Origin of the sequence: Streptomyces toyocaensis, assembly GCF_000725125.1 — a bacterium.
GTDB classification, from domain to species: Bacteria; Actinomycetota; Actinomycetes; order Streptomycetales; family Streptomycetaceae; genus Streptomyces; species Streptomyces toyocaensis.
The window spans coordinates 1-15041 of the sequence record NZ_JFCB01000010.1; the positions used below are offsets into that span (position 1 = coordinate 1).

The window sequence follows — 15041 nt, forward strand, 5'->3', positions numbered from 1 at the left end:
GTTCGCGCTGCTGCTCGCGGTGGACGCCCTTCCGCCGACCGCCTTCGAGATGGGCATCTCCGGCTGGGTGCCCACGGTGGAGCTGACCGTCCACGTCCGCTCCCGCCCGGCCCCGGGCCCCCTGCGCGTCTCGATCACCACCCGGAACCTCGCCGGCGGTTTCCTGGAGGAGGACGCCGAGGTCTGGGACGCGCAGGACCGCCTCGTCGCCCAGTCCCGCCAGCTGGCCCGCGTGCGCCGGGCCTGACGCGGGAGCGGGGGCGGGGCACCCGGCCCGCTCCCGCCCTCACGGGCTTCCGTCCGGCCGGTCGAGCCAGTGCGTCCGCCCGATGCCGATCAGCCGCATCTGCCGCGCCGCCGTCCGCGACACCCGCTCCCGCGCCCCGGGCCCCTCCGCCTCCAGGAGGAGCGACGCCGTGCCCAGCATCAGGTCCACGTAGAGCTGCGCCAGCATCAGTACGTCCTCCTCGCTCCACCCCGCGGACGCCGGATCCCCGGCCAGCGCCTCCCCGACCTCCGCCGTGAACAGTCCCAGCTGGCTGTGGATCGCCTCCCGCACCGGGCGGACCCCGCCGTGCCGCTCCCGGGCGATGAAACGCACGTGCGCGGGGTACGCGTCCACATGACGTGCTATCAACTCCAGAGCACGCGCGACGCGTTCCTCGCCGTCGCCGGCCGTGGACACCGTCGTCCGGATCATCGGGTGCAGACTGCCCAGCGCCTGCTCGACCAGTGCCACGCCCAGGTCCGCGATGGAGCGGAAGTGCCGGTAGAAGGCGGTCGGGGCGATGCCCACCGCACGGGTGACCTCACGCAGGCCCAGGCTGCTCAGGCTCTGCCCCTCGAGCAGCTCCAGCGCCGCGTCGAGCAGGGCCTGCCGGGTCTTCTGCTTCTGGGCCTGCCGGACCCCGGGAATGTGACTCATACCATGCAGTTAACAACTGTTCTCCGTAAGGGGGAAGTCATGAGTCGCGTTAGACTGGAAAGTCAGTGAACAACTGTAACCGTCCATGTTCACCGCACCTGGGGGATCCACTCATGCTGTTCCTCGTCGCCGCGCTTCTGCTGCTGGGCGTCGTGCTGGGGACCGTGGCCCATGCGCCGCTGTCCTTCTCGGTCGCCGCCGGTGCCGTCATCGCCCTCTGGCTCGGCGGGTTCGCCCTGCGCGAGCGCCACGGACGCCGACGCGGCACCTCGGCGCACTGACCTCGACACGACAGCAGTTCCGTCCGCACCGCACGCCCCCGACCGTGGGAGCCGATCACCATGCATCTCACCGCACCGGCCGGCCGCCGCACCGGAATCCGCGACACCGACGGGATGGCCGTCGCGTCCTTCGTCCTCGGCCTGCTCGGCCTGCTCGTCCTCAACGTCTTCCTCGGCCCGACCGCCATCGTGCTGGCGGCGGTGGCGCTGTGGCGGGGCACGCCCCGGCGCGGCCGCGCCCTCCTGGGCCTCGGGCTCGGCGTCGCCGACCTCCTTGTCCTCGTGGCGTTCATGCAGGCGGACGGCACGATCTCGTGGAACTTCTGAGCCGGCGCCGTCTCCCGGCCGACCGCGACCCGGGGCCGGTGCGCGGGGCCCCGTAGAATCGGCCCCACCATGGCTTACCTCGACCACGCCGCGACCACCCCGATGCTCCCGGAGGCAGTCGAGGCACTCACCGCGCACCTGGGCGTCACCGGCAACGCCTCCTCGCTGCACGCCGCCGGACGCCGCGCCCGGCGCACCGTCGAGGAGGCCCGGGAAACCCTCGCCGAAGCGCTCGGGGCCCGTCCCAGTGAGATCGTCCTCACCTCCGGCGGTACGGAGGCCGACAACCTCGCCGTGAAGGGCCTGTACTGGTCCCGCCGCGACGCCGACCCGGCCCGCACGCGGGTGCTCGCCAGCCCCGTCGAGCACCACGCCGTGCTCGACGCCGTCGACTGGCTCGGCGAGCACGAGGGCGCCACCGTCGAGTACCTGCCGGTCGACTCCCACGGCCGGGTCCACCCGGACGCCCTGCGCGAGGCCGTCGCCCGCAACCCCGACGACGTCGCCCTCGCCACGGTCATGTGGGCCAACAACGAGATCGGGACCATCCTGCCGGTCCGGGAACTCGCCGAGGTGGCCGCGGAGTTCGGCGTACCCCTGCACTCCGACGCGGTCCAGGCGTTCGGTCAGCTCCCGGTGGACTTCGCCGCGTCCGGGCTCGCCGCGATGACCGTGTCCGGCCACAAGATCGGCGGCCCGTACGGCATCGGCGCGCTGGTCCTGGGCCGCGAGCACACCCCCGTGCCCGTGCTGCACGGCGGGGGCCAGGAGCGCCACGTCCGCTCCGGCACCCTCGACGTCCCCGCCATCGCCTCCTTCGCGGTCGCCGGACGGCTCGCCGCCGAGCAGCAGGAGTGGTTCGCCCGCGAGATCGGGCAGTTGCGCGACGACCTGGTCGCCGCGGTCCGCGAGGCCGTCCCGGACGCCCTCCTCGGCGGCGACCCCGCCACGGGGGGGCGGCTTCCGGCCAACGCGCACTTCACGTTCCCCGGGTGCGAGGGCGACTCCCTGCTGCTGCTCCTCGACGCCCAGGGCATCGAGTGCTCCACCGGCTCCGCCTGCACCGCCGGCGTCGCCCAGCCCAGCCACGTCCTCCTGGCCACCGGCACGGACCCCGAGCTGGCCCGCGGCACCCTCCGCTTCTCCCTGGGACACACCTCCACGGAGGCCGACGTCGAGGCCCTGGCCAAGGCCATCGGCCCGGCGGTGGAACGGGCGAGGGCGGCGGGACTGACCTGAGCCGCCCGGTACGACCCGGGATCATGAAATCCTGACCGGTACGAGCTGAGGGGAGCGGGCGTGGAGGGTGCGAAGGGGTCCGGGGCGGCTGCGGAGACGGCCTCGTACGGGCGGGACGTGGTGTACCGGGAGAAGCTGCCGAGGCGCTGGACGGTCGCCACCGTCGCGGTGCTCGCCGCCTGGGTCGCCTACCAGGGCAGCATCCTGCTTCCCGAGGACAGCACGGTCTTCTTCGTCCTCCTCGGCGGCGCGGCGTTCTTCGCCCTCGTGCTCAACGCGGTGCCCCTCTCCAAGCGTGTCTACCACCGGATCCGCATCCGGGACGGACAGCTCACCGTGGGCCGGGAGACGATCCCGGTGGACTCGTTGACCGTCGCGTCGCTCCGGGAGGCGGCCCGGCAGCCCACGGACGCGGAGTTCGCCGCGGCTCTGGCCGCGCGCTCGCGTGAGGAACTCGCGGAGATGCGACGGAGGAGCGGTGTGGCCGAACCGCCCCGCATGGTGGGCGGGGGATGGTCGGTACCGCTGGGGATGGACGAGATCGTGGTCGAGAACGTGCGGGGCGAGCCGCTGCTGATCGCCACCCACGACCGCGCCGCCCTGCTCGACGCGCTGACGCGCGCCCGCACGGTCTAGGGGACCCCGCAGCGGCCTCGGTACCGTGTCCGCGCCAGCGGGGCTCCCTGTCGTGGCGGAGCCGACACACCGACCAGCCGGAGGAGCTTTGTGACAGGCAAGCCGAACAGAGTGGTGAACCCCCAGGACCTCGAGCAGCTGGCCAAGCTGCTCGACGGCCGGGGAGGGATGGGGGACAGACTCGGCGAGGCCTTCACCCGGGCCTCCGCGCTCGGGGTGTCGGACAAGCTGAGCACGCTGCGGCCCATGCGTCCCTGGATATCGGAGACCGCGCCCGTACTCCGCAAGAAGGCGGCCTACGCCCGCCTGGAGGACGGCGATCCGCTGGCCGGGCTGCTGCTGGCCGGGTTCACCCCCGAGCAGCTCAAGAACAAGGACCTGCCCCCGGACATCCTGCTGGTCGCCAACGCGGCCGCGGCCGACGACGGAGTCGACGACGGCTGGCTCAAGAAGAAGGACGGCGAGACCCTCGACGACTGGCTCGTACGGATCCAGGGTGACGCCGTCACCCAGCTCACCGGCAACGAGAAGCTGGGCAAGGCGGTCTCGACGTACATCGAGGGCGCGGCCAACCTGTCGGCGTTCTTCACCTCGTCGACCACGGCACTGCTGGGCGGCAAGTCGCTCATCTCGTACTTCAGGTCCTCCAAGGTGCTCAACGCGCCGGGCACCTTCACCGCCCGCATGATCAACGGCCACTGGGACAAGCTGTCCAGGATCCCCAAGGCCGGAAGCTGGCTGACCCGGGTGCCGACCGCCGCGCTCGCCGGCTCCGACGAGGCGGCGATGCTCGCCGGATACATGCGCAAGGGCGCCTTCTACCTGCCCACCTCCACCGAGGCCAACCTGCTCCGCGTCGCCCAGCGCGGTGGTCTCGCCAACGCGGCCAAGGCCGCCGGATGGATGCGCGGCCTCGGCATCGTGGGCTCCGCCGGCGCCACCGCCTGGGGCGTCGCCAACCTGGCGACCATGGACCACGGCAAGGCGTGGAAGGAGGACAAGGCCAAGTACCTCTCCAACTGGACCGGTACGGCCTTCAACGCCTCGCTCACCGCCGCCATGATCGCCCCCAACCCGGTCACCGTCGGCCTGGCCGTCGGCACCGGGCTCGCCTACGCCGGAACCCTGGTCTGGGACAACTGGGACAGCATCAGCAAGGGCGCGGAGGAGGCCGCCGACTGGGTCGGCGACAAGGCCGAGAAGGCCGGCGAGGCCATCTCCGACGGCGCCAAGGCGCTCGGCAGCGCACTCAACCCGTTCGACTGATGCGGGCCACGGCAGATCCGCGCCGCGCGGCGCGAGGGGAAGGAACGATGCAGCGACACACGTACACCCTCGACCACTGGGAGGACCGTTCGGGTCATCGGACGACCTGGAAGTTCGGGTACCGGGGCTCCCTGGGGGAGTTCGGGCGGGTCGAGGTGGTCTACCCGGTGAGCCGGCACGGCGACCGCCATGTCACCGCGGTCAGCGGGGACACCCTCCCCGCGACCTCCTTCAGCGGCTGGGCCTACGGACGCAAGCCCTCGCTGCACCTGGGACAGCTCAGCGTCGGCGGGGCCGGGATCCGCCTCCAGCGCAACCGCTGGGCGCAGACCAGAGCCGGACGTGCCCTGCGGATGCGGGTCGCCGGCCGGGAGTACCGCTACCTGGCGACCGGCTCCAGGCACCGCGACCGCGCCCTCGTCCGGGACGGCGTGGAGATCCGGACCGGCCGGCACGGCAGGGGCGCCCGGAAGAAGGCCACGCTGACCGTCCTGGGCCCGGCCGACGCCACCGATCTCGCCCTGGCCTCCGTGATGTGCGGCGTCAACACCCGCAACCTCACCCGGGGCGGGGCCGTCCGCGCCTTCTTCAACAGGTCGCTGAACTGGCTGGAGGTCTTCCAGTGAGCCCCACGGACCGCCCGAGCCCCCGCCCGGCCTCCCCGGGCCCCCGCCCGATCCTTCCGCCGACGAAAGCGACACACCATGCCCTCGTATGACAGCACGCGGGGCCGGTTCCGGCTCGCCGAGAGCCACCTGGCCGTCCTCGGTCACCGCACCGGAGGGGAGGAGGTGCCCCCCGAGCTGGCCGAGGCCGACCGCGAGCTGCGCGAGGCCGGCCTCATCGGCCCGGAGGGCGACCTCGACCTCCTGCTGAGCCCGCTGGTCAGCACCCTGCGGGCGCCCGCCGTCGTCCTCCACGTCGAGGCGCTCGGCGAGCACGGCACCCTTCACCACGGCGTCACCATCGGCGACGGCTACGTCTACTCCCACGAGTCCTGGCCGGGCTCGGCGGAGTCGGAGTACGTCCGTCTGGAGCCGGCCATGCTCGTCTGGGCGCTGGCGCGGATGGTCAACCTCCAGGCGGAGGACACCGTGGATGTGCCCACACCCGTGGTCGAGACGACCATGGCCGTCCTCGACGCGGGACTCGACACCCTGGACGGTCTGCCCGGACTGACCGCCGAGGAGGGCATCGAGCGGGTGACCGAGGCGCTGAGGGGCGCCGGGCTCACCCGGAAGTCGCAGCTCGGCACCCTCGCCCGGCTGATCGCCGGGATGCGGTCGAGCTGGCGGATGACCGCCGCGTGGCAGGGCCACGACGAGGGCGCCCCCGCGGCCCGGGTGCGCGGGTTCGCGGTGTGGGACTGCGGTCCCCTCGGCTACTGGCACCGCGAGCTGCCCGCCGAACCGGTGCTGCCCGGTCAGGTGGACGACACCAGCGCGCTCAAGCTCGTCCGGGTCGACGCCAAGGAGGTCTGGCAGATGATCACCGGTCTGCTGCCGTCCTTGGAGGAGTTCGCGAGGGCCCCGCGGCAGCCGGCATGAGCCCGCGGGCGGGTGCCCCGCCCGGCCCTACGCGCCGGGCGGGGCACCCGCCTTCGTCCGCGACGTGCGAGCGCGGCGGACCAGCTTCAGATAGCGGTCCCAGTCCCAGTGGGGGCCCGGGTCGGTGTGGTCCGTGCCCGGCACCTCGACGTGGCCGATGATGTGCTCCCGGTCGACCGGGATGCCGTAGCGCGCGCATATGCGCGCCGTGAGACGGGCCGAGGCCTCGTACATCTCGTCCGTGAAGTCCTCGGGCCGGTCCACGAACCCCTCGTGCTCGATGCCGACACTGCGCTCGTTGTAGTCGCGGTTGCCCGCGTGGTACGCCACGTCCAGCTCGCGGATCATCTGCGTGACACGGCCGTCCTGGCCGACGATGTAGTGCGTCGACGCCCTGTGCCCCGGGTCCTGGAACGCCTTCACCGCGCTGTCGAAGCTGCCCTGGGTGACATGGACGATCACCATGTCGACGCCGAAGTCGTCCGGCCGGTCCGCACGCCGCCAGTTGGCGTCCGAGGCCGCCACCCAGCGGGCGCCCGCGTAGTCGACCGCGCCCTGCTCGCGCGGCTTCTCGACGCCGGGCACGCGCCACCACAGCCGCGCCAGCTCGTCCCGCGCCAGCACCGCGGTGCCCGCGGCGGCCGCCGCACCGCCCACGATCAGGGCCCGCCGCCCGATGCGCCGGTCCCCGTCCTCGGATGCTCGGTTCTCCCCCATGTGAGCGTGAACGGACACCCGGCGGCCGTGGTTCCCGCGCCCCCGTACCCTGGAAGCGTTATGACTGACACCCCGCAGCCCCTCCGCCCCCTCCGCGTCCTGGCCGCCATGTCCGGCGGAGTCGACTCCGCCGTCGCCGCCGCCCGCGCGGCCGAAGCGGGCCACGACGTGACCGGCGTCCACCTCGCGCTCTCCGCGAACCCGCAGTCGTTCCGTACCGGCGCGCGGGGCTGCTGCACCATCGAGGACTCGCGCGACGCCCGCCGCGCCGCCGACGTCATCGGCATCCCGTTCTACGTGTGGGACCTCGCCGACCGCTTCCGCGAGGACGTCGTCGAGGACTTCGTCGCCGAGTACGAGGCCGGCCGCACCCCCAATCCCTGCCTGCGCTGCAACGAGAAGATCAAGTTCGCCGCGCTGCTGGACAAGGCGCTCGCGCTCGGCTTCGACGCGGTCTGCACCGGCCACTACGCGAAGGTGGTCCTGCGCGAGGACGGCACCCGCGAGCTGCACCGCGCCTCCGACATGGCCAAGGACCAGAGCTACGTCCTCGGCGTGCTCGACGACCGCCAGCTCGCCCACGCCATGTTCCCGCTGGGCGACACGGTCACCACCAAGGAGGAGATCCGCGCGGAGGCCGAGCGGCGCGGACTCGCCGTCGCCAAGAAGCCCGACTCGCACGACATCTGCTTCATCGCCGACGGCGACACCCAGGGCTTCCTCGCGGGCCGGCTGGGCCGCGCCGAGGGCGACATCGTCGACGAGTCCGGCACCAAGGTCGGCACGCACGAGGGCGCGTACGGCTTCACCATCGGCCAGCGCAAGGGCCTGCGGATCGGCACCCCCGCCCCCGACGGCAAGCCCCGCTACGTCCTCGACATCTCCCCGGTGGACAACACCGTCACGGTCGGTCCCGCGGCGGCCCTGGACGTCTCGGCCCTGTCCGCGATCAAACCCCGCTGGTGCGGCGCCGCCCCCACCGGCCCCGGCACCTACACCGCCCAGCTGCGCGCCCACGGCGGCGAGACCGAGGTGACCGCGGAACTGGTCGACGGAACCCTGGAGGTGTCCTTCACCGAGCCCGTCCGCGGCGTCGCCCCCGGCCAGGCGATCGTGCTGTACGACGGCACGCGCGTGGTCGGCTCGGCGACGATCGCCTCCACCGTGCGGGCCGGGCAGACGGCCCCGGCGGTCTGACGGTACGGCCCGGCTCTCCGGAGCGGGGGAGAGCCGCCGTCCGCCGCAGGGACGTGCGGCCCGGCCGAAGGGGAACTCCGGCGGCGCCCTCCGCCTGTGTCAGCCGCCCGCCCGCCAGGGTCACTCGGTGACCCGGCACCCCGGCCGCCCCCGGGCTGCCCGCCGACCGGATCCGGCACGGCCCGGTCCCCGACGGGCCCTGGCCGGCCTCACGCCCTGAAGAACTCCGCCAGCACCGGAGCCAGAACGTCCGGTTCGACCATATGGGTCTGGCCCCCCAGGGTGCGGTACGTGCCCCGGGGGACCGACTCGGCGATCGCCCGCGCGGCCTCACGCATCCACGCCGGGCTCGCGTCCCCGGCGATCGACAGCACCGGCACGCCGATCGACGACAGCAGCTCGCGCGGCACGCCCCCGTCGCCCATCACGGCGTCGTCGTGGGCGAGACTCTGCGCCATCGACTCCATCCCGGCCCACATCGAGGACTGCCGCGCGCCCTGGATGACCGCCTCGCCCAGCCCGGTCAGCCGCAGGAAGAGCTCCACCGCGTCACCGCGCCGCCCCTCGGCGAGCGCCGCCGTCAGCCGCTCCGTGTACCGGGCGCGCTCCTCGAGGTGTTCTCCGGACATCGCGTACGGCGTCTCGTACACGGCGACCTGGCGCACCGGCAGCCCGCCGGCCGCCGCCCGCAGCGCCAGCGCACCGCCCGAGGAGACGCCGTACAGCGCCGCCTCGCCGCCCACCGCCTCGATCAGCGCCGCCAGGTCCTCGACCTCGCGCTCCACCGCGTACGGAGGGGTGTCGCCGCTCGCACCCCGGCCCCGGCGGTCGTACACCACCACCCGGAAACGCTCCGACAGGGGAGCCGCCAGCGGCGCCACCGTGGCGCCCGTCGACATCGCCCCGCTGACGAGGACGATCGTGGAACCCCGACCGGCGCTCTCGTACGCCAGGGGGGTGCCGTCGCGCGAAGTGATGTTCTTGTCCATGTCTCACCAGACTGCCGCACGGCGCGAAATTCGTCGGGGAGGCGGGCGGCGCGTCCGCCGATCGCAACACTTCTACGCGATCAGCCGACTTCCACGTCGTAGAAGCAGAGGTGGTCCTTGATCTCCGCGACGTCCGCCCTCGGCTCCGGGTACGCCCAGACCAGGTCCGCGGCGCCCGGCCGCGACCAGTAGGAGGCGTCGCCCTTGAACGGGCAGTGCGTGCGTGTCTCCGAGGGCGTCAGCAGATCGAGCCGTACGTCCTCCGGCGGGATGTAGTAGCGCGCGGGACAGCCCGTCTCGCGCAGCACCAGTGCCCGGTCGCTCTCCGCCAGCACCTGCCCGCCGTGCACCACGCGGACATGCCGGTCACTGGGTTCCACGGTGATGCGGTGGCCCTTGGTCACGATCGCTCCTTCCGGGTAGCCGACTCGCCGGTTACAGCGCACGCTGTAGCGGAGTTCTTCCCGAGGAGGCCCCATGGGAGCCGAGGACACCCGCAGGAACCGGGGAACACTCGCCCACCGCGCCCGCTACGCCCTGGGCCATCCGCGCCGCGTCCCCGCCCACGCGCGGCGCGCCCTGCGCGACGCCTGGCTGCGGCTCCGGCACCGCGACCACATCGCGTACTACCGCGCGGTCATGGCCTCCGACGCCGCCCGCGGCGCCGAGGCCGCCGTGGGCCACAACCCCTCACGCGAGCAGTGGGCACGCATCGGCCGCATGCAGTTCGACTACCTGGTGCGGCACGGTCTCCGGCCGCACCACCGCATGCTGGAGATCGGCTGCGGCAACCTCCGCGCCGGGCGCCTGTTCATCGACCATCTGGAACCGGGCCACTACTACGGCATCGACATCTCGCCGCACATCCTGCTCGCCGCCCAGGACACCCTCGTGCGCGAGAAACTCCAGGCCAAGCTGCCGCACCTGACCCTCGCCGACGACCTCACCTTCGCCTTCCTGCCGGACGGCCACTTCGACGTCGTCCACGCCCACAGCGTCTTCTCGCACTCGCCCCGGCACGTCATCGAGGAGTGTTTCGCGCACGTCGGGAGGGTGCTGGCGCCCGGCGGCTTCTTCGACTTCACCTTCGACCGCACGGAGGGTGAGGAGCACCAGGTGCTGCACGAGGACTTCTACTACCGGACTCGGACGCTGGTGGACCTGGCCGCCGGGTACGGTCTGTCGGCCCGGTTCATGGACGACTGGGAGGAGCTGCCGCACCGGCAGTCGAAGATACGGCTGACGGCGATGTCCGACCGGGCCCGTACTGTGGGTCCGTGAACATCTGCGTCTTCCTCTCCGCCGCCGACCTCGACGACCGCTACACGGGCCCCGCGCGGGACTTCGCGCGACTGCTGGGCAAGGGCGGGCACACGCTGGTGTGGGGCGGTTCGGACGTCGGCCTGATGAAGGTCGTCGCCGACGGGGTGGAGGAGGCCGGCGGGCGGCTCCTCGGCGTCTCGGTGGAGTTCCTCGCGGCGAAGGCCCGTGACGGAGTCGACGAGATGATCGTCGCCAAGGACCTCGCCGAGCGGAAGAGGCTGCTGCTGGAGAGGGCCGACGCGGTCGTCATCATGGTGGGCGGCACCGGCACCCTCGACGAGGCGACGGAGATCCTGGAACTGAAGAAGCACGGGCACACCGAGAAGCCGGTGGTCCTGCTCAACACCGCCGGCTTCTACGACGGGCTCAAGCAGCAGTTCCGCCGCATGGAGGACGAGGGCTTCCTGCCCCGGCCGCTCACCGACCTGGTGTTCTTCGCCGAGGAACCGGTGGGCGCCCTGGCGTACCTGGAGGAGAGCCTGGGCGTGGAGTGACCGCCCGGTGATGCGAGCATGGCGGGCATGGCTACACATGTGATCACCGGAGCGGGCTCCGGCATCGGCGCGGCCGTCGCCCGCCGCCTGCACGCGCGCGGGGACGAGCTCGTGCTGCACGCGCGCGACGCGGGCCGGGCGAAGGAACTGGCGGCCGGGTTCCCCGGTGCCCGCACCCTCGTCGGCGACCTCGCGGACCCCGACAGGCTCAGCTGGGCCTTCTCCCACCAGTCCCTGCCGGAGCGGGTGGACTCCCTCCTCCACATCGCCGGCGTCGTCGAGCTCGGTCCGGTCGGTGAGCTGACTCCGAAGACCTGGCGGCACCAGCTCAACGTCAACCTCGTAGCCCCCGCCGAGCTGACCCGCCACTTCCTGCCCCAGCTCCGGGCGAGCCGCGGCCATGTGATCTTCGTCAACTCCGGTGCCGGTCTGAGCGCCCACGCCGACTGGTCCGCCTACGCGGCCTCCAAGCACGGCCTGAAGGCCCTCGCCGACTCCCTGCGCCACGAGGAGCACGCGGGCGGCGTCAGGGTGACCTCGGTCTACCCCGGCCGCACGGCCAGCCCCATGCAGGCCAAGGTCCACCAGCAGGAGGGCAAGGAGTACGACCCCGCCCGGTGGATTGACCCGGAGTCGGTCGCCACGACGATCGTGACGGCCCTGGACCTCCCGGCCGACGCGGAGATCAACGACCTGACGGTGAGACCGGGACGTTAGTCACACTCCGTCCGCACCCTCCCACCCGTCCGGCGCCCTCCAGCCCCATTCAGCCCCTCCGGCGTGTGAGGAGCGGGGGTCCGGGGGCAGCGCCCCCGGGTACGGGAAGGGTAGGGGCGGCGGGGGCGGAAAACCTCCGTACGCTCTACGGGTGAGCGAAAACAGCCAGCCCCTCTTCGGTCCCGCCACCGGCGTCGGCTCCCTCCCGGGCGGGGACGCCCGCGAGGCCGCCAAAACGGTCACCGGCAGTTTCGAGACCTTCCCCCACCTGCCCGAACTCCCGGCCCGCGGCCCCGGCGCCGACATGATCGGCCGCACCGCCGGCATGCTCGTGGAGCTGTACGCGCGCGTCGAGCCCAGCGGCTGGCGCCTCGGCGACCGCCCGGGCCGCGACACCAGGCGGGCCCGCTCCTGGCTGGTCGAGGACCTCGACGCACTGGAGGAGTTCACCCAGGACTACCGGGGCCCGCTGAAGATCCAGGCGGTCGGCCCGTGGACGCTCGCCGCCGCCCTGGAGCTGCGAGGCGGCGAGGCCGCCCTTTCCGACCCCGGCGCCTGCCGCGACCTCGCCGCCTCCCTCGCCGAGGGACTCCGCATCCACCTCGCGGAGGTGGGGCGGCGCGTACCCGGCGCTCAGCTCGTCCTGCAGCTCGACGAACCGTCCCTCACCGCCGTACTGCGCGGGCAGGTGAGGACCGCGAGCGGTTACCGCACCCACCGCGCGGTCGACCGGCAGGTCGTGGAGGCCACGCTGCGGGACGTCGTCGGCGTGCACGACGGCGGGCCGGTCGTGGTCCACTCGTGCGCACCGGACGTCCCCTTCGCCCTGCTGCGCCGGGCGGGCGCGGCGGGCGTCTCCTTCGACTTCTCCCTCCTCACCGAGCGTGACGAGGAGGCCGTCGGGGAAGCGGTGGAGGGCGGGACCCGGCTGCTGGCCGGTGTCGTCCCGGGCACGGACGGCCCGTTGTCGGACCCGGGCGGTAGCGTCATGGGTGTCAGGACGCTCTGGCGCAGGCTGGGGCTGCGGCCGGGACTCCTCCCGGAAGCGGTCACGATCACCCCTGCGTGCGGACTCGCGGGGGCTTCCCCCGCGTACGCGCGCAAGGCCTACGCACACTGCGCCCGGGCGGCGAGATCCCTCGCGGACAACCCAGAGTAACGGGAGGACACCGGTGGCCGGCGACAAGCAAGCGGAGACGACGAGCGTGCCCGCCGAGGCGCGGGAGAAGCACGCCAGGCTCGCTGAGCAGATCGAGGAGCACCGCTTCCGGTACTACGTGAACGACGCCCCCGTCATCAGCGACGCCGACTTCGACCGGCTGCTGCGCGCACTGGAGGAGCTGGAGGAGGAGCACCCGGAGCTGCGCACCCCGGACTCGCCGACCCAGAAGGTCGCCGGGGCCTACGAGACGGAGTTCACCTCCGTGCGGCACGTCTCGCGGATGCTCTCCCTCGACAACACCTTCAACGACGACGACCTCGCCGCCTGGGCCGAGCGCATCCACAGGGAGCTGGGCGAGCAGAGGTTCCACTTCCTGTGCGAGCTGAAGGTCGACGGCCTCGCCGTCAACCTCACCTACGAGCGCGGGCGGCTGGTCCGCGCGGCCACCCGCGGCGACGGCCGCACCGGCGAGGACATCACGCCCAACGTCCGCACCATCGCCGAGATCCCGGACCGGCTGAAGGGCGACGAGGTTCCCGACCTCGTGGAGGTCCGCGGCGAGGTCTACTTCCCGATGGAGAAGTTCCAGGAGCTGAACGCCCGGCTGGTCGCCGCCGGCGACAAGCCCTTCGCCAACCCGCGCAACGCGGCGGCCGGTTCGCTGCGCCAGAAGGACCCCCGGGTCACCGCCACCCGCCCGTTGCACATGGTGGTCCACGGCATCGGCGTCCTGGAGGGCTTCAAGGGCATGACCCGTCTGTCCCAGGGCTACGACCTGCTCAGGACCTGGGGCCTGCCCACCTCCGAGCACAACAGGGTGGTCGACGACCTCGGCGGCGTAAGGGAGTTCATCGCCTACTACGGCGAGAACCGGCACTCCGTGGCGCACGAGATCGACGGGGTCGTCGTCAAGCTCGACGAGATCCCGCTCCAGGGCCGTCTCGGCACCACCTCGCGCGCCCCGCGCTGGGCCATCGCGTACAAGTACGCGCCCGAGGAGGTCAACACCAAGCTGGTGAACATCCGGGTGGGCGTGGGCCGTACGGGCAGGGTCACGCCGTACGCGCAGGTCGAGCCGGTGACGGTGGCCGGGTCCGAGGTCGAGTTCGCCACCCTGCACAACCAGGACGTGGTGAAGGCCAAGGGCGTGCTCATCGGCGACACGGTGGTGCTGCGCAAGGCCGGTGACGTGATCCCCGAGATCCTCGGCCCGGTCGCCGACCTGCGGGACGGCAGCGAGCGCGAGTTCGTGATGCCGGCCGAGTGCCCCGAGTGCGGCACGCCGCTCAGGCCCATGAAGGAGGGCGACGTCGACCTGCGCTGCCCCAACGCCCGTGCCTGCCCGGCCCAGTTGCGGGAGCGGCTGTTCTATCTCGCCGGGCGCAGGGCGCTGGACATCGAGCACTTCGGCTATGTCGCGGCGGCGGCGCTGACCGGGCCGCTGGAGCCGGAGGACCCGCCGCTGAAGGACGAGGGTGACCTCTTCGACCTCACCGTCGAGCAGCTGCTGCCCATCAAGGCGTACGTCCTGGACCAGGACAGCGGGCTGCCGAAGCGTGACCCGAAGACGGGCGAGGAGAAGATCGCCACCGTCTTCGCCAACCAGGAGGGCGAGCCGAGGAAGAACGCGGTCGCGATGCTGGCGAACATCGCGGCGGCCAAGGAGCGTCCGCTGGCCCGCGTGCTCACGAGCCTGTCGATCCGTCATGTCGGTCCGGTCGCGGCGGAGGCGCTGGCCCGGGAGTTCCGTTCCATCGACCGCATCGAGCAGGCCACCGAGGAGGAACTGGCGGGCACCGAGGGGGTCGGGCCGACCATCGCCGCCTCGCTCAAGCAGTGGTTCGCCGAGGACTGGCACCGCGAGATCATCCGCAAGTGGAAAGCGGCCGGCGTCCGCATGGAGGACGAGAGGGCCGGCGAGGACGAGGGCCCTCGTCCGCTCGAAGGGCTCACCGTCGTCGTGACCGGAACTCTGGAGAACTTCACCCGGGATGGCGCGAAAGAGGCGCTCCAGAACCAGGGCGCGAAGGTGACCGGATCGGTGTCGAAGAAGACGTCGTTCGTCGTGGTGGGTGACAATCCCGGGTCAAAGTATGACAAGGCGATGCAGCTGAAGGTTCCGGTTCTGAACGAGGAGGGCTTCGGCGTCCTTCTGAGACAAGGGCCGGAGGCCGCGGCCGAGGTCGCTCTTTCGGCCGAGGAGTAGCGGTTGAAGCCCACC

The 15041-nt window shown here is 72.5% G+C and carries 17 protein-coding genes and 1 pseudogene; 14 read left to right on the forward strand and 4 right to left on the reverse strand.

Features of this window, described 5'->3' with window-relative positions; genetic code table 11:
- Positions 1 to 247 (forward strand): annotated as a pseudogene (locus tag BU52_RS13230) (thioesterase family protein); the annotation flags it as partial.
- A 39-nt stretch (positions 248 to 286) separates the two neighbouring features.
- Here BU52_RS13230 and BU52_RS13235 read toward each other — a convergent pair.
- A complete protein-coding gene (locus BU52_RS13235) occupies positions 287 to 925 on the reverse strand; it encodes a TetR family transcriptional regulator (protein WP_037933060.1) in 639 nt (212 codons plus the stop codon).
- 113 nt (positions 926 to 1038) lie between these two features.
- Between BU52_RS13235 and BU52_RS34725 the strand changes: the two genes are divergently transcribed.
- The 7 genes from BU52_RS34725 to BU52_RS13270 all read left to right on the forward strand — a co-directional run bounded on the left by BU52_RS34725 (position 1039) and on the right by BU52_RS13270 (position 6221).
- Positions 1039 to 1206, forward strand: coding sequence for a hypothetical protein (locus BU52_RS34725; RefSeq protein WP_037933061.1), 168 nt, complete (start codon positions 1039 to 1041; stop codon positions 1204 to 1206).
- A gap of 60 nt (positions 1207 to 1266) precedes the next feature.
- Positions 1267 to 1533, forward strand: coding sequence for a hypothetical protein (locus BU52_RS13245; protein WP_037933062.1), 267 nt, complete (start codon positions 1267 to 1269; stop codon positions 1531 to 1533).
- A 69-nt stretch (positions 1534 to 1602) separates the two neighbouring features.
- Positions 1603 to 2772, forward strand: a complete 1170-nt coding sequence (locus BU52_RS13250; RefSeq protein ID WP_037933065.1) for a cysteine desulfurase family protein — start codon at positions 1603 to 1605, stop codon at positions 2770 to 2772.
- Positions 2773 to 2832: 60 nt separating this feature from the next.
- The gene (locus BU52_RS13255) at positions 2833 to 3408 is read left to right on the forward strand and encodes a hypothetical protein (protein WP_037933068.1); all 576 of its coding nucleotides are present in this window, start codon (positions 2833 to 2835) and stop codon (positions 3406 to 3408) included.
- 90 nt (positions 3409 to 3498) lie between these two features.
- Entirely contained in the window at positions 3499 to 4674 is a 1176-nt protein-coding gene (locus BU52_RS13260) for a hypothetical protein (protein WP_037933073.1), read from the forward strand.
- Between the two features lie 47 nt (positions 4675 to 4721).
- Positions 4722 to 5300, forward strand: a complete 579-nt coding sequence (locus BU52_RS13265) for a hypothetical protein (protein ID WP_037933076.1) — start codon at positions 4722 to 4724, stop codon at positions 5298 to 5300.
- Positions 5301 to 5378: 78 nt separating this feature from the next.
- On the forward strand, positions 5379 to 6221 hold the full coding sequence (locus BU52_RS13270; RefSeq protein ID WP_037933083.1) for a hypothetical protein: 843 nt from the start codon (positions 5379 to 5381) through the stop codon (positions 6219 to 6221).
- A gap of 27 nt (positions 6222 to 6248) precedes the next feature.
- Here BU52_RS13270 and BU52_RS13275 read toward each other — a convergent pair whose 3' ends face one another.
- Complete coding sequence (locus tag BU52_RS13275) at positions 6249 to 6938, reverse strand: N-acetylmuramoyl-L-alanine amidase (RefSeq protein ID WP_037933086.1); 690 nt, start codon at positions 6936 to 6938, stop codon at positions 6249 to 6251.
- A 60-nt stretch (positions 6939 to 6998) separates the two neighbouring features.
- Here BU52_RS13275 and mnmA point away from each other — a divergent pair, with 60 nt between their 5' ends.
- Positions 6999 to 8135: a tRNA 2-thiouridine(34) synthase MnmA gene (mnmA, locus tag BU52_RS13280; RefSeq protein WP_037933089.1), complete on the forward strand. Its 1137-nt coding sequence runs from the start codon at positions 6999 to 7001 to the stop codon at positions 8133 to 8135.
- Positions 8136 to 8344: 209 nt separating this feature from the next.
- On the opposite strand, the gene BU52_RS13285 is transcribed toward mnmA, so the two are convergent.
- Positions 8345 to 9124, reverse strand: coding sequence for an alpha/beta fold hydrolase (locus BU52_RS13285; protein WP_037933093.1), 780 nt, complete (start codon positions 9122 to 9124; stop codon positions 8345 to 8347).
- Positions 9125 to 9204: 80 nt separating this feature from the next.
- Positions 9205 to 9528: a DUF427 domain-containing protein gene (locus BU52_RS13290; RefSeq protein WP_037933095.1), complete on the reverse strand. Its 324-nt coding sequence runs from the start codon at positions 9526 to 9528 to the stop codon at positions 9205 to 9207.
- 73 nt (positions 9529 to 9601) lie between these two features.
- Between BU52_RS13290 and BU52_RS13295 the strand changes: the two genes are divergently transcribed.
- From BU52_RS13295 to ligA, 5 genes are all read left to right on the forward strand, one after another.
- Complete coding sequence (locus BU52_RS13295; RefSeq protein WP_037933097.1) at positions 9602 to 10405, forward strand: class I SAM-dependent methyltransferase; 804 nt, start codon at positions 9602 to 9604, stop codon at positions 10403 to 10405.
- On the forward strand, positions 10402 to 10941 hold the full coding sequence (locus BU52_RS13300; RefSeq protein WP_037933100.1) for an LOG family protein: 540 nt from the start codon (positions 10402 to 10404) through the stop codon (positions 10939 to 10941). Before BU52_RS13295 ends, BU52_RS13300 begins: the two co-directional genes overlap by 4 nt.
- A gap of 18 nt (positions 10942 to 10959) precedes the next feature.
- Positions 10960 to 11658, forward strand: coding sequence for an SDR family oxidoreductase (locus tag BU52_RS13305; RefSeq protein ID WP_037933103.1), 699 nt, complete (start codon positions 10960 to 10962; stop codon positions 11656 to 11658).
- A 151-nt stretch (positions 11659 to 11809) separates the two neighbouring features.
- Positions 11810 to 12817 (forward strand): methionine synthase, encoded by a 1008-nt coding sequence (locus BU52_RS13310; RefSeq protein ID WP_037933106.1) that lies wholly within the window; start codon positions 11810 to 11812, stop codon positions 12815 to 12817.
- A 13-nt stretch (positions 12818 to 12830) separates the two neighbouring features.
- Entirely contained in the window at positions 12831 to 15026 is a 2196-nt protein-coding gene (gene ligA / locus BU52_RS13315) for an NAD-dependent DNA ligase LigA (protein WP_037933109.1), read from the forward strand.
- The last annotated feature ends 15 nt before the right edge of the window (positions 15027 to 15041 follow it).

Coding starts and splice junctions, on each gene's coding strand:
- BU52_RS13235 (WP_037933060.1), bottom strand. CDS start 925: ATGAGTCACATTCCCGGGGTCCGGCAGGCCCAGAAGCAGAAGACCCGG.
- BU52_RS34725 (WP_037933061.1), top strand. CDS start 1,039: ATGCTGTTCCTCGTCGCCGCGCTTCTGCTGCTGGGCGTCGTGCTGGGG.
- BU52_RS13245 (WP_037933062.1), top strand. CDS start 1,267: ATGCATCTCACCGCACCGGCCGGCCGCCGCACCGGAATCCGCGACACC.
- BU52_RS13250 (WP_037933065.1), top strand. CDS start 1,603: ATGGCTTACCTCGACCACGCCGCGACCACCCCGATGCTCCCGGAGGCA.
- BU52_RS13265 (WP_037933076.1), top strand. CDS start 4,722: ATGCAGCGACACACGTACACCCTCGACCACTGGGAGGACCGTTCGGGT.
- BU52_RS13270 (WP_037933083.1), top strand. CDS start 5,379: ATGCCCTCGTATGACAGCACGCGGGGCCGGTTCCGGCTCGCCGAGAGC.
- BU52_RS13275 (WP_037933086.1), bottom strand. CDS start 6,938: ATGGGGGAGAACCGAGCATCCGAGGACGGGGACCGGCGCATCGGGCGG.
- mnmA (WP_037933089.1), top strand. CDS start 6,999: ATGACTGACACCCCGCAGCCCCTCCGCCCCCTCCGCGTCCTGGCCGCC.
- BU52_RS13285 (WP_037933093.1), bottom strand. CDS start 9,124: ATGGACAAGAACATCACTTCGCGCGACGGCACCCCCCTGGCGTACGAG.
- BU52_RS13295 (WP_037933097.1), top strand. CDS start 9,602: ATGGGAGCCGAGGACACCCGCAGGAACCGGGGAACACTCGCCCACCGC.
- BU52_RS13305 (WP_037933103.1), top strand. CDS start 10,960: ATGGCGGGCATGGCTACACATGTGATCACCGGAGCGGGCTCCGGCATC.